Here is a 13,358-nt window from a genome sequence, read left to right on the forward strand (position 1 = left end):
CCGCCCGCGCCGAGCCGGGCGGCGAGACGGTAACCGGCCACCGAGGGCGGATCGTCCGCCTGTAGCGGCTTGAACACCTCAGTCGCCTGATCCATCGCCCCGTACCCCCCCGGTGTTCCGGTCCCCTGGTCCCCAGGTCAACCGCTGGTTGACCTGGGGACCAGCCTAAGCGGCCGGTGGCGGCAGCGTCCGCGCGCGGGTGCTCAACCGGCGGTGCCGCAGCCCGTGCTCGCCTCGCCCGCCGTGCCCGCCTCAGCCTCCTTGATCTGCTTCACGACCGGCGCGAGCGACTGGAGAACGGCAGCGGTGCCGACGTCCTTACCGGCGAACCGGACCTGGACGGTCGTATCGCGGCCCCAGGTGGCGAACATCTCGGCCGTACCGTCGTCGGCGGGCTTCTGGCCGACCCAGTCGACCCCGCCCACGGTGCGGCAGTCACCGGCGGCAGCGGGCTCGGGCATCCCGCAGTACAGGATGATGTCGCCCTCTCCCCAGGCGGCTGCGCCGTCGACGCCCGGCTTCTCCAGACGGTGTCCGCCCAGTTCCTCGGGGAGCCTGTCGGTGAGCGCGGTGCAGGCCGGACCACCCGAGAAGGGCGGCTTGACGAGGCTGTAGCCCCGATCTCCGCCGCCCAGCCCGCACCCGGCGAGAAGGGCCGTGCAGGCGGTCAACGCTGCGGCGACGCACAGCGTCCCGCGAAGGAGCTTGGTCAACTCGGTCCCCCGTGTGGGTTGCTTATCGGTCAATACGAGAACGTATCGCGCAGACGCGCACCGACCGCGAACCGGTGGCCCCGACGGGCTGTGAGCTGCGCTGCACGGGTGTCCGCGGCGATCGTCGGTCGCCCACCTGATGCCGGGTGCGACGCGCCTCCCGTGCCTGCCTGGTGTCATCCTTGATGCCTCGGACTTCGGAGGGACTCGTCACCTGACGGCGGTGGCCCGACCCGATCCAACTCCGGAGTGGGACGTACCGTTCCGGACCGTTCCGGACCCACTCCGCCCCTCCCCCGGAACGACTGCTACCGCAGCGCGCTCTTCTCCTGCCACTTTGCCCACGAGAGGTTCCACGCGCCGAAGCCGTTCCCGGGCTCGACCGCGCCCTTGGTGTCCTTGCCGGTGATCTCGAACGGGTCGCCCGGCCGCACCTGTCCGTAGAACCAGGCCGCGTCCGCGTCGCTCATCCCGATGCACCCGGAGCTCTGGTTGGAGTTGCCGAACCAGCGGGCGTTCCACGGGGCGGCGTGCGCGTACATGCCCGACCAGGTCAGCCGCATCGAGTGGTCGACCATCTTGTCGTAGGCGTTGCCGAGGCCCACCGTCTCGGAGTTCATGTTGATCGTGCCCTCCTTGGCCATGAGCACGGCGGTTCCGCGCCAGGACCGCTTGTCGCCGCCGGGCGTACCACCGGAGACCGGTATGTTCCGAATCGTCCGGCCGTCGCGTATGAGTGTGAGCTGATGGCGGTCGAGGTCGACCTTGACGATCCGCTGGTCACCGACGGTGAAGGTGGTCGAGTAGTCGCGGACGAACCAGCCGCCGTCCGGGCCCGATTCGGTGCCGTTCAGGTCGGCGTCGAGTGTGACCTCGGTTCCGGGCTTCCAGTACTCCTTCGGCCGCCAGTCCACCCGGTCCCGGCCCGACCAGTCGCGTATCCAGCCCCAGGAGCCCTCGGTGTTGTTCGAGGTGGTGATCCTGAGCTGCTTCTCGACCTCGGCCCGGTTCCTGACCGGATGGTCGAAGACCAGGGAGACCGGCTGGGCGACGCCGACGGTGGTGCCGGTGCCCGGTCGCCAGTCGACCTTGTTGACCTTGTCCGCCGGGGCGGTGGTGAAGCGGGCCCTGGTGCTCCTGGCGATTCCGCCGGCGCTCCGGGTCGCCGTCGTCACCGTGTACGCCGCGCCGGGTACGGCCTTGCGGTCGGAGACCCACGACCGGCCGTCGGCGGCGACCGCGCCGGACAGCCGGTGGCCCTCGGCGTCGGTGACGGTCACCGAGGTGAGTCTGCCTCCCACGGCCGTGACCCGGACGGGCTCGCCGGCCGGAACCTTCTGTCCTGCGGGCGTGACGGTGACCGTGACAGGCCGGTCGTCGGCCTCCGGTGTCCCCTTGGAGTCCGCCGTGGTGCTGGGGGAGGCGCTCGCCGAGCAGGCGGCGAGCGGTACCAGCAGGGCGGCCACGACGGCGGCCCGGGCGCGGGCGTGGGTGAGTGCGCGTGTACGGAACAACAGGACCTCCGGGAGCACGGGAAACGAGAGGGCGGGAGCACGGGAGCACGGGAGCGCGAGAGCCGTGCGGGTCGGCGATGTCGTGACTGTAGAGCCGGAAACCCCGAGGTCAGCTGCCATGGAGCGATGTGACGGCGACTGGTGAGGAACGGTCATGGTCCGGTCACATTCGCCGCGCGGAGCGGTCATGGACGGCTGTGAGCATCCTCTGCATCCCCGCGACAGGCCAGGGGAGTTGCCCGGGATCAGTCCGGGGAGTTGCCCCGGAACAGCCCGGGAGAAGGAGAGGCTCACACCGTGTCAGCGCTGCTCGTGCCGTCGTCGTCCAGCCCCGTCCGCCGAGCACGGAACCGGGGCGAGGGCGTGGCCCTGCGAACCATCACCGCGGAGACCTACCGCACCTTCCTCGCGTCCCCACGCGGCGCGGCCCTCGGTGCCGGCTTCTTGCAGTGCCCCTCCTGGGCCGAGGTCAAGGAGGGCTGGCGCGCCCAGCTGCTCGGCTGGGGGCCGGACCCGGACGGGGGCGAGCTGACGGGCGTGGCCCTGGTGCTGCTGCGCCAGTTCCCCGGCACCCGCAAGCACTTCGCGTACCTTCCCGAAGGGCCCGTCGCCGACTGGGGCGACCCCGGCATCGACGGCTGGCTCGATCCGCTCCTGGAGCATCTGCGCCGCGCGGGCGCCTTCGCCGTACGCATCGGCCCGTCGCCCGCCTACCGGCGCTGGGACGCCGCCCTGCTCAAGCCGCTCACCGGCCCGGGCCGACGACTGGATGACGTCCTCGCCAGCGAGGTCGACCCGCTCGGCACCGCCGTCGCCGAGCGGCTGCGGGCCCGGGGCTGGCAGCGCTGCGGCGGTGGCGGGGCCGGGGAGGAGGGGGGCGGGGACGCCCAGCCCCGGCACGTCTTCCAGGTGCCGCTCGCCGGGCGGACGGCGGAGGACCTGTGGTCCGGGCTCAACCAGGAGTGGCGGCGCAATGTGCGCCGGGCCCGGAAGGAGGGCGTGGAGGTGGTGGTGGGCAGTGCGGCGGAACTCCCCGAGTTCTGCCGGCTGCTCGACATCACCGAGCGACGCGACGGCTTCCGCCTCGGCCGCTCGCTCGCCTACTACGAGCGTCAGTACGCGGCGCTCAACGCCGAGGAGCCGGGCCGGATGAAGCTGTACCTGGCCCGTCACCGAGGAGAGATCCTGGCCGCCCACACGATGATCACCGTAGGCCGCCGGGTCTGGTACCAGACCGGTGCGTCGGCCGACCACCGTCGGGAGGTCCGGCCCTCCAACGCTCTTCAGTGGCGGATGCTGCTGGACGCCCACGCCCTCGGGGCCGACGTCTACGACATGCGCGGGGTACCCTCCACTCTTGATCCGGCGGAGCGTGCGTTCGGATTGTCACGGTGGAAGCTCGGCACCGGGGGGCAGGTCGTCGAGACGTTGGGGGAATGGGAGAGACCATTGGGCGGCAGCGCCAACAACGCGCTTCACCACGCCTTCCAGGCGTACCTGAAGCGCCGATGAAGCAGACGATGCCAACCAGCACGAACAGCACGAACAGCACGAAAGTGGTAGGCACGGTAGCGGAAGCGACGACCGCGGCGACGAAGACGGAGTCCTCCGCCGCACGCGGCAGCGCCGTCATGGCCGCCGGATCCGTCGTCGCCCGGGCCACCGGTTTCGCCCGCTCCGCCGTGGTCGCGGCAGCGCTGGGGACCATCGGGCCGACCGCCGACGCCTACGCGGTCGGCAACGCCCTGCCCACCATCGTCTACATGCTGCTCCTGGGCGGCGCGCTGAACGCCGTCTTCGTGCCCGAGCTGGTCAAGGCCGCCAAGCAGCACGCCGACGGGGGCGCCGCGTACACCGACCGGCTCATCACCGTCTGCGTCCTCGCCCTGCTGGCCCTCACCGCGACCGCGGTATGGGCGGCCCCCGCGATCATCGACGCGTACACCGGCTACACCGGCCAGCAGGCCGCCATGACGACCGCGCTCGCCCGCTACTGCCTGCCCCAGATCTTCTTCCTCGGACTGTTCACGCTGCTCGGACAGGTCCTGAACGCACGCGGCCGCTTCGGCGCGATGATGTGGGCGCCGGTGCTGAACAACATCGTCGTCATGACCGTCTTCGGGCTGTACCTGGCCCTGGCCATGGGGGGCGGGGACACGCTCACCGCGACCGAGACCGCCGTGCTCGGCTGGGGTACGACGGCCGGTATCGCCGTCCAGGCGCTCGCCCTCGTCCCCGCTCTGCGCGCGGCCCGCTTCCGCTGGCGGCCCCGCTTCGACTGGCGTGGCAGCGGACTGACCCGTCCCCTGCGGTCGGCCGGCTGGCTGGTGCTGCTGGTCCTGGCCAACCAGGCCGCGTACTGGGTCACCACCCGGCTGGCCACGGCCGCGGGGAGCGAGGGCGCCCCCGGCTTCGGCGCGTACAACAACGCGTACGTCCTGTGGGTCGTCCCGCACGGCATCGTCACCGTCTCCGTGGTGACCGCCTTGATGCCCCGGATGAGCGCGGCCGCCGCCGACGGGGACACCGCCGCCCTACGGCGCGACGTCTCCCACGCCCTGCGGGTCTGCGCCTCCGCCGTCGTACCCGCCGCCTGCGCGCTGCTCGCCCTCGCCCACCCGGTGATGGCTCTCGTCTACGGGTACGGCAGGACCAGCGCCCACGACACGGCCGCGATGGCGGGAATCCTGATGGCCTTCGCGCCGGGGCTCGTCGCCCTGTCGGGCCAGTACGTGCTGTCCCGCGCCTTCTACGCGCTCTCCGACACCCGTACGCCGTTCCTGCTCAACCTCGTGATCGTGGTGCTCAACGCGGGACTGTCCCTGGCCGCCGCCCACCTGCTGCCCGCTCGCTGGGCGGTTACGGGGATGGCGGCGGCGTACTCCCTGGCGCTGTGCGCGGGCTGGGCGGTGACCGCCCGGGTCCTGAGCCGCAGGCTCACCGCCGCGGCCCCGCCGGGACCGTCGGGACCGTCGGCCGTTCCACGTCCGCCGGGGCCGCCCGCCGCCGCACGCCCGCGGCTTCTGCGTTCCGCCGCCGTCGGCACCCACGCTCGGTTGCTGCTCGCCGCCGTCCCCGCCACCGTGCTGGGCCACTTCGCGGCCCTGGGCGCGGCGCGGGCGGGAGCCCTGGCCGCCGCGGCCGCCGGTGCGGCCGCCGTCGCCCTCACCTTCGCCCTGCTCGCCCGTCCGCTGCGACTCGCCGAACTGGACGCGCTGCTCCGGCGCGTACGCCGACGACGCAGCCGGACCCGGGCCTGACCACCGCCGAGGGAGAACTGCCGATGCCCCGTGTGCTCCTCATCGAGGACGACCCTTCCGTGCGCGAGGGGGTCGAACTCGGTCTGCGTCGCCGCGGCCACGACGTGCGGGCGGTCGCGACCGGCGAGGCCGGTCTCGCCGCACTGGCCGAGTTCCGCCCCGATCTGCTGCTGCTGGACCTGATGCTGCCCGGTATGAACGGCGTACAGGTCTGTCGGCGGCTCCGCGAGTACAGCCAGCTGCCGATCATCATGCTCACCGCGCGCGGTGACGACTTCGACGTGGTCATCGGGCTGGAGGCCGGTGCCGACGACTACATCGTCAAGCCCGCCCGTACCGAGGTGATCGAGGCCCGCATCCGTGCCGTACTGCGCCGCATGGACGACGGCGGACCGGACCGCCAGGCCATCGAGGTGTACGGCGAACTCACCATCGACCGGGTCGGACTGACGGTCACCAAAGCAGGCCGCCCGCTCACCCTCGCCCCGTCGGAGCTCAGGCTCCTGATGCACCTGTCCGCCGCCCCGGAGCAGGTGTTCAGCAGGCAGCAACTGCTGGAGAACGTCTGGGAGCACAACTACCACGCCGACGCCCGCCTGGTCGACGCGTGCGTCGCACGCCTGCGCGGCAAGATCGAGGACGAGGTCGGCACCCCGCGCTACGTCCAGACGCTGCGGGGCTTCGGCTACCGCTTCGGCCCGCTGTGAACAACACCGCTGGGCCGGGCGACGGCAGGGAACGCGGCGAGCGGCGGCCCCGGGTGCGGGCGTTCGGCCTGCGTACCCGACTGCTGGCCGCCTTCCTCCTGGTCGCCGCGGTCAGCGCCGGGACGACGGCCACGCTGACCTACCGCGAGGCCCGCAACGCGCTGTTGCAGACCGCCCAGGACACGGCGGTCTCGACGTTCCGCGAGCACGTCCAGCAGACGGGATTCGGGCTGCCCGTACAGGGGGAGGGCGTCGAGGAGGTCCTGCAGGACCTCGCCCGCAGGGGCAAGCCGCGCCCGTGGGTGGTGTTCGCCGAGTACGGCTCGGTCCGCGTGTCCTCGGGCGAGAACCCCGTCTCCACCGTGATCACCCCCGAACTGCGCCGGGCCGCGCTGAACAACCCGTACGGCAGCTTCCAGCGGGTCGTGAAGGACGGCGTCCCCTACCTGACCATCGCCATGCCCACGGTCTTCAAGACCGGCCCGTACAGCGTGCTGCCCAGCGGACTCGTCCTGTACGCCGTCATGCGGCTGACCGACGAGCAGCTCAACGTCGACGCCCTCCTCGTAGCGGCCCGGGACGGAGCTCTGCCCGGCCTCGCCGTCGCGCTGATACCCGGCCTGATCGCCGCGCGCAGTGTGCTGCGCCCGGTACGGGAGCTGAGCCAGGCGGCCAGGAGCATGGGCAGCGGCAAGCTCGACACGCGGATTCCGGTGCGCGGGAGTGACGAACTGGCTGACATGGCACGCACCTTCAACAAGTCTGCGGGCCAACTGGAGGATTCTGTACACGAGTTGCGCGAGGCCGAAGCGCGAGCCCGCCGGTTCGCCTCCGACGTCTCGCACGAACTGCGCACGCCTCTCGCCGGAATGCTCGCCGTCACCGAGGTGCTCGACGAGGGCGCGGACCACCTCGACGCCGACACCGCCCGGGCGGTCCGGCTGGTCAGCGCGGAGACCGGAAAGCTCGCCGTGCTCGTCGAGGACCTGATGGAGATCTCCCGCTTCGACGCCCGCGCGGCCGAGCTGAACGCCGACGAGGTCGACGTCGCCGAGGCCATCCGCAAGACCCTCCAGACCCGGCACTGGGACGACGACGACCGGGTCCGCACCGATCTTCCCGTCGGCATCCGGGCCCGGCTCGACCCGCGCCGTTTCGACATCGTGATCGCCAACCTGGTCGGCAACGCCCTGCGGCACGGCGGCGCGCCGGTCACCGTACGCCTGCACACCGGGGAACGCCCCTCGGGAACGCCCGTGCTGATCGCCGAGGTGGCGGACCGGGGCCCCGGTATCCGCCCCGAATCGTTCCCGTACATCTTCGACCGCTTCTACAAGGCCGACGCGGCCCGTACCCGCTCGGCGGGCAGCGGCCTGGGACTGGCGATCACCCAGGAGAACGTACGGCTGCACGGGGGAACGATCCGCGCGGGGAACGCCCCCGGCGGCGGCGCCGTCTTCACCGTCGAGATCCCGCTGCACGCGGAGACCGCGCTCCGAGCCGAGGAGAGGGCCCGATGAGCGGCGCACGGCCGTTTCGACGCATGCGTCCCCGACGCACGGCCGCCGTTGCCGTCGCGGTAGCGGTGCCGCTGCTGCTGGGCGGGTGCGGCATCCAGGGGACCGGCGTCGTCGAGGCGGGCGGCCCCGCGACGGTCGAGGCGTTCTTCATCCGCGAAACCGAGATGCTGCTCTTCTTCCGCGCCCCCCACGGAGGGGTGAACCCCGTGATCCGGACGACGGGGCCCGCGAGGGGCTTCGGCGGCGAGTACTTCGGGGCGGGCACCGACGCTCCGGGCTCCGAGGACGAACCCGGCCCGGTACCGACGGAGAAGGTCGTCCGGACCCTCCTCGCCGGACCGGCGAAGCAGGACCGGGCCGCGGGCCTGACGACGTCCCTGCCCACCCTCCGCCCCGGCGCGAAGGTCCGAGTGGAGCCCTCGTCGGACGGCAGGATCACCATCCGTCTCCCCTTCCCCCTGAAACCCCTGGACACCACCGCTGTACGCCAGCTGACCTGCACGATCGCCTACAGCCAGGCCGCCGACGGCCGGATCGTCGTGGAGCTGAAGGGCCAGGACGGGGCGTCGAGCTCCACCACCTGCGACCGCACCCCGGGAAGCACGGCAAGCACGGGAAGCGCGCCCACGGTTTCCCCGTGACGTTAGCCCGTGAGGCCCGTGAGGCCCGTGAGGCCTGTGAGACCCCTGCGACCGGCCCGGTCCACGAACCGGTCCCACACGGTGCTCTTGCCTCCGAGGCCGTGCAGCAGCAGCACCCGCACGGGCGTGTCCGATCGGGCCGGCCTGCGTAAGCGCGGCGGGATCTCGCTCACGTCGCGTCCGCTGCGTGCCCAGTGCGGCCCGAGCGCCCCGTGCCGGCCTCGTACCGGCCTCGTACCGGCCGAGGATCAGCACCGCGTTGTTGCCCGCGAAGGCGAGCGCGTTGTTCTGAACGATGCGCACATCGGCGGGCCGCGCCTCGTTGGGGACCGGGTCCAGACCGCAGTCCGGGTCGGTCTCCTGATGGTTGATGGTCGGCGGGATGAATTTCTCCGTGATGGCCAGGGCGCAGGCGGCCGAGGCCAGGGCGCTGGCGGCGCCCATGGTGTGGCCGAGCATCGACTTGATGGAGATGGTCGGCGGCGGCTGTGCGAACACCTGGCGGATGGCTCCCGCCTCCGTCACGTCGTTGGCCTTGGTGCCGGTGCCGTGCGCCGAGATGAAGTCGATGTCCTCGGGCTTGGGCCCGGCGTTGCGGTGCGCCGCCTCGATGCAGGCGGCGAGGCTGTCCTGGTCCGGGGCCACCGGATGGTGGGCGTCGCAGTTCAGCCCGTAGCCGAGCACCTCGGCGTAGATCCGGGCGCCCCGCTCCAGGGCCGAGTCCAGGCTCTCCATGAAGAGGATGCCCGCGCCCTCCCCGGTGAGGATGCCCTTGCGGCCAGCTCCGGCAGCAGTCCGGAGTGCCGCCCCATGCTCAGCTCGACGTCGATGCGCCGCTCCAGGATGCCGAGCCTGCTCTCCTCCAGCCGTACCCGCTCCATTTCCAGGAACGTCCCGGCCCGGACGTCGGCCGCGGGCCCCTGCCAGAGGTCGAGCGCCCGGCGGAACGCCGCCACCGCCCGCTCGTCGTCACCCGCGTCGAACGCCGCCTGCCCCCGGGCCGCGATCCGGTCGTACTCCTGGGCATCGACCGTCCCCGGCAGCATCCTGAGCTGGTACCCGCCGTGCTGGTACACGAGGATCTCCTTGGCGACGATGCCGCTGCGGTCCCCGAGCGAGGAGCTGATGAGTCTGCGCAGCTGGAGGATGTACGTCCGGAGCGTGGTGGACGCGCTGCGCGGCGGATCGTCCTCCCGTATCTCCTCCATGAGCATCGACACCGGCACACCCCGGTTGGCGTGCAGGGCGAGGAGGGCCAGCAACTGCCGCTGCTTGGCCGCGGTGGGCAGGATCCGAGCCCCTGCCGATTCGGCGTCGAGCGGTCCCAGCAGGCTGATTTCCATGGTGTCTCCAGATCGGAAGTCGACGGTGGACCCGATGTCCAGACCGTTTCACTCCGCCCGCCCGGGGGAACAGTGCCGCTCTCCTCGATGGCCCATGACCCGCTCACGACCTGGATCATGAAGAGTTCACCGTCACCCGCCGGAAGCCGCGCAGGACAACCGGTGCCCCGGCGCAGTCGTGGTTCACCGTGTGCGGGGTCGCTGCTTCTGCCCGGCCGTGGCCCGGCAGGTCAGGTCCTCGGCGGGGAGCCTGCCCGTGGTCAGGTAGACCGTGGCGGCCCTGTCCGCGCAGGCACTGCCGTCCTGCGCGTAGAGGACGCTGTGTCCCTCGCCGCCGGCGACGGTGAGCATCCGGGAGCCGCGCAGGGCCCGGTGCATGGCCTGAGCGGCGAAGAGAGGCGTCTGGGAGTCCCACTCGTTCTGCGTGATCAGCGCACCGACCTTGTTGTCGATCCTGGTCTGCGGCTCACTGCCCTGCTCCCAGAAGGCGCAGGGCCTGATGGCGGCGGCGAAGTCGCCGTACAGCGGATACCGGGCCTTGTCGCGGATCGCCTCGCGGCGGTACTCCTCGGGGTCGTGCGACCAGGTGCGGGTGTCAGCGCACATGAAGGACCAGGCGATCGAGGCGTAGTTGTCGTCGGACTCCTGGACCTGGCCGGCCGTGCCGGAAGCACCCGGGTTCCTGCCTTCGGCCGCCTCTTTCAGTCCGGCGATCCGTTCGGCGGCCTTCCGGACGTGGAAGAACGTGCGGTTGTCGGCACGGATGCCGTCGCCGGTGAGGGTCCGTCCTTCGAAAAGGACGGGCTCGCGGTTGGCCCGCGCGATCAGGTCCCAGTAGGACTTGCGGACCTCGGCCGGAGTGCCGCCCAGCCCGTAGGCCGTGTGCCGGCGGGCGGTCCATGCGGCCCACCGCGTGAACGCCTGCTCGGCCGCCTTCGCCATGTCCTGGAACATTCCCCGGTAGATCCGGGTGGGGTCGGTCGCGCTGTCCAGCACGATCCGGTCGGCCCGCTGGGGGAACAACTGCATGTAGACAGCGCCGAGGTAGGTGCCGTAGGAGATCCCCAGGTAGGAGATTCTCCTCTCGCCCAGCGCGGCGCGGATGACGTCCATGTCACGGGCGCTGTTGCGGGTGGTGAGGTGTGCCAGCTCGTCACCGGCCCTGGCCCGGCACTTCCCGGCGATGGTACGGGCCCGGTCCACGTCCTTCGCGAAGGTCTCCGCCTTGTACGGCTGGTCGGCCTGTTCCCCTGCGGTCAGCCCGCAGGCGACGGGAGAGCTCTGCCCGGCGCCCCTCAGATCGAAGCCGACGAGGTCGTACCGCCGTTTCACTTCCGCGGGGAACTTCATGAGCGGGTCGACAGGGAGCCGCAGCCCCGGTACGCCGGGGCCTCCCGGGTTGAGCAGCAGAACGCCGTGACGTGACGTCGCGCTGCCCGCCTTCAGCCGGGATATCGCGAGGCCGATCGTCCGGCCGCCGGGGTCGCTGTAGTCCAGCGGCACCCTGAGCGTCGCGCACTGGAAGTTGTCCGGGCCCTTCGCGTCGCAGCGTTTCCACTGGAGCTTCTGCTGCGTGTACCGCCGCAGAGGGTCCTTGGCGGGGGAGGCGTCGAATGCCGTGGACGCGGTGAAGGTCGTCGCGGGTGCCGACGCCGAAAGCACGACCGCCGCGAGGCCGGCGGCGAGTAGGGGGGCCTTACGGTTTGATCTGCTTCGCACGGTGATGTTCGTCCTTGTAGAGGAGAGTGGGCAGCCGACCGGTGAGGGAAGGGGAAGGCCGTTCAGTCCCCGTTCAGGTGCGCGCGGACGCACTGCGTGTACTGCTGGAAGCTGTCGGGCTGGTAGCACTCCTGCGTCTTGTTCGCGTACCAGACCATGAAGACGGCGACCAGCCCGGACACCACGATCGCGAGGGACGACGTCACCACGGCGGTGACGGCCTTGCCCCGGCCCGCACCAGTCCGCTCGGCCGCTGTCAGCGCGGCGATGCCCAGGATCAGGCCGATCACCGAGAGCAGGCCCCCGATGAAGACGACCGAGGTGCACAGGCTGATGACGCCCAGCGTCAGGGCGGCCGTGGCCAGGCTGTTCCTCGGTGCCGTCGGGCCCGGTGCCATTCCGTTCGGTGCCATTCGGTTCGGTGCCGTCCGATTCCGTACGGCCTGATCCTGAGCGGACACCGCGTGGTTCGGCGGCGTCTCGATTCCCTGAGCGTCCATCAGCCCGTCCTTCCGTCCTGCCAGCCGGTGAGGGTTCGATTCTGGTTTCGGGGGCCCACGGGCACATCGCGGGAAGGCGGGAGAATGCGCTCCCCCGATCGGGGGAGGCCGCCGGTGGGACGTCCGGTCATACTTGCCTGACCATGCTCAGAGGAATCCGGTCGCTGCTGCGCGGCTCCACGTACGCGGGTGCCCTGTTCGCCTATTGCGGCGCGTTGGCGAGCCTTCCCCTGCTGCCTGTCGCGGCGCTGCCGGCGATGGCGTGGTCATCGGCTTCAGCGGGAGTGCGGTTCGCTCTGACCGTGCTGGTTTGGTCCGTACTGATCGCGGTGATCGGGCTGGCCCGTACCACGCGGCGGGTGCTGATCGCCTGCGCCCGGCGGATGCTGGGGGTGCCGTTGCCTGATCCTGTGGTCGAGCGTCGGCGCACGGGCTCGCCTGGTGACGGCTCTTCCATGGCGTCGGGCGCCGACCGCCTGCGGACCCCGCTCTGGCTGCTGTCGCAGGTGGCGCTGGGGTGGGCGGGGGCGCAGCTGAGCGTCCTGCTGTTCGTCGCGGGCCTGCTGCTTCCCGGCGGTTGGGCGGGCGCCGAGGCCGGGTTGAGTGTGAACGGCTGGACGCTGCGGGCGGATAGCGGCTGGCAGAGCTGGGCGGCGGCGCTTTTCTGTCTGCTGCTGGCGGCGGCTCTGTGCCTGGCGGTGACGCACGCCCTGCGGTGGCTGGCCCCCAGGCTGCTGGGCCCGTCGTCGGCCGAGCGGCTCGCGCTGGCCGCCGAGCGGGAGCGGGCACTGGCCGAACGCAACAGGCTGGCCCACGAGTTGCACGACTCGATCGGGCACACGCTGACGTCCGCCACGATCCAGGCGGCGGTGGCGGGCGAGGTGCTCGGCGCCGACCCGGTGGCGGCCCGGGCCGCCCTGCGCAGCATCGAGGAGTCGACCCGGGCCGCCCTTGAGGATCTGGACTACGTGCTGGGCATGCTCCGCGAGGAGAAGGCGGGAACGGCCCCGGCCCGGGCCCTGTGCGACCTGCCCGAGCTGTTCGACCGCATGCGGCACGCGGGCGCGGAGGTGGAGCCTGAGATGTCGGGCGACTGTGCGCAGGTGCGGGGGACGCTGTCCCGGGCGGCGTACCGCATTCTCCAGGAAGGCCTGACGAACGCGCTGCGGCACGGAGCGGGCGGCCCGATCCGGGTCAGGGTGGCGACCGCACCGGACTCGCTGGAGCTCCACGTGGTCAACCGGACCGGAGCCGGGAGCGCCGTGACCCGGGGCGCCTTCCCGACGTCCGGGCACGGCCTGCCCGGCCTCTTTGAGCGCGTGCGGCTGCTGAACGGCGAAATGGAGGCCGGTCCGGAAGGCCCGGAGCACTGGCGGCTCACGGTCCGGCTGCCGGTGCGCTTGCCTGTGTGATCGCCTTACCGGCGAGCGCGGAGGTCGCG

At 71.7% G+C, this 13,358-nt stretch carries 11 protein-coding genes and 1 pseudogene; 6 read left to right on the plus strand and 6 right to left on the minus strand.

Translation table 11 applies throughout. The features are described from left to right. Positions 1-203: 203 nt before the first annotated feature. Both CIB93_RS27095 and CIB93_RS27100 read right to left on the minus strand, forming a co-directional pair. Positions 204-713 carry a DUF3515 family protein gene (locus tag CIB93_RS27095; protein ID WP_096630615.1) on the minus strand — a complete coding sequence of 170 codons (510 nt, stop codon included), beginning with the start codon at positions 711-713 and terminating at the stop codon, positions 204-206. 308 nt (positions 714-1,021) lie between these two features. Further along, positions 1,022-2,227 carry an Ig-like domain-containing protein gene (locus CIB93_RS27100; protein WP_257002400.1) on the minus strand — a complete coding sequence of 402 codons (1,206 nt, stop codon included), beginning with the start codon at positions 2,225-2,227 and terminating at the stop codon, positions 1,022-1,024. A 297-nt stretch (positions 2,228-2,524) separates the two neighbouring features. On the opposite strand from CIB93_RS27100, the gene CIB93_RS27105 reads away from it, so the two are divergent. The 5 genes from CIB93_RS27105 to CIB93_RS27125 are packed head-to-tail and all read left to right on the plus strand — an operon-like array spanning position 2,525 to position 8,355. Beyond that, positions 2,525-3,739 carry a peptidoglycan bridge formation glycyltransferase FemA/FemB family protein gene (locus CIB93_RS27105; protein ID WP_096630618.1) on the plus strand — a complete coding sequence of 405 codons (1,215 nt, stop codon included), beginning with the start codon at positions 2,525-2,527 and terminating at the stop codon, positions 3,737-3,739. 8 nt (positions 3,740-3,747) lie between these two features. Further along, entirely contained in the window at positions 3,748-5,487 is a 1,740-nt protein-coding gene (murJ, locus tag CIB93_RS27110; RefSeq protein ID WP_096630682.1) for a murein biosynthesis integral membrane protein MurJ, read from the plus strand. 23 nt (positions 5,488-5,510) lie between these two features. Then, the gene (locus tag CIB93_RS27115) at positions 5,511-6,194 is read left to right on the plus strand and encodes a response regulator transcription factor (RefSeq protein WP_096630620.1); all 684 of its coding nucleotides are present in this window, start codon (positions 5,511-5,513) and stop codon (positions 6,192-6,194) included. Further along, the gene (locus CIB93_RS27120) at positions 6,191-7,714 is read left to right on the plus strand and encodes a HAMP domain-containing sensor histidine kinase (RefSeq protein ID WP_257002401.1); all 1,524 of its coding nucleotides are present in this window, start codon (positions 6,191-6,193) and stop codon (positions 7,712-7,714) included. The genes CIB93_RS27115 and CIB93_RS27120 overlap by 4 nt, the downstream gene beginning before the upstream one ends. Before the next feature lie 23 nt (positions 7,715-7,737). Further along, the gene (locus tag CIB93_RS27125; protein WP_096630623.1) at positions 7,738-8,355 is read left to right on the plus strand and encodes a hypothetical protein; all 618 of its coding nucleotides are present in this window, start codon (positions 7,738-7,740) and stop codon (positions 8,353-8,355) included. A gap of 231 nt (positions 8,356-8,586) precedes the next feature. On the opposite strand, the pseudogene CIB93_RS27130 reads toward CIB93_RS27125, so the two are convergent. The 4 genes and pseudogenes from CIB93_RS27130 to CIB93_RS27145 form a co-directional block, all read right to left on the minus strand. Beyond that, a pseudogene (locus CIB93_RS27130) lies at positions 8,587-9,138 on the minus strand (beta-ketoacyl synthase); the annotation flags it as partial. Then, positions 9,021-9,698, minus strand: a complete 678-nt coding sequence (locus CIB93_RS27135) for a BTAD domain-containing putative transcriptional regulator (RefSeq protein ID WP_096630625.1) — start codon at positions 9,696-9,698, stop codon at positions 9,021-9,023. The gene CIB93_RS27135 and the pseudogene CIB93_RS27130, both read right to left, overlap by 118 nt. 183 nt (positions 9,699-9,881) lie before the next feature. Next, positions 9,882-11,417, minus strand: a complete 1,536-nt coding sequence (locus CIB93_RS27140) for an alpha/beta hydrolase (protein ID WP_096630627.1) — start codon at positions 11,415-11,417, stop codon at positions 9,882-9,884. Between the two features lie 62 nt (positions 11,418-11,479). Then, positions 11,480-11,917 (minus strand): DUF4190 domain-containing protein, encoded by a 438-nt coding sequence (locus CIB93_RS27145; protein ID WP_257002402.1) that lies wholly within the window; start codon positions 11,915-11,917, stop codon positions 11,480-11,482. Between the two features lie 143 nt (positions 11,918-12,060). On the opposite strand from CIB93_RS27145, the gene CIB93_RS27150 reads away from it, so the two are divergent. Next, complete coding sequence (locus CIB93_RS27150) at positions 12,061-13,329, plus strand: sensor histidine kinase (RefSeq protein WP_096630629.1); 1,269 nt, start codon at positions 12,061-12,063, stop codon at positions 13,327-13,329. The last annotated feature ends 29 nt before the right edge of the window (positions 13,330-13,358 follow it).

The sequence above is a fragment of the Streptomyces sp. WZ.A104 genome (genome assembly GCF_002382885.1).
GTDB lineage: Bacteria > Actinomycetota > Actinomycetes > Streptomycetales > Streptomycetaceae > Streptomyces.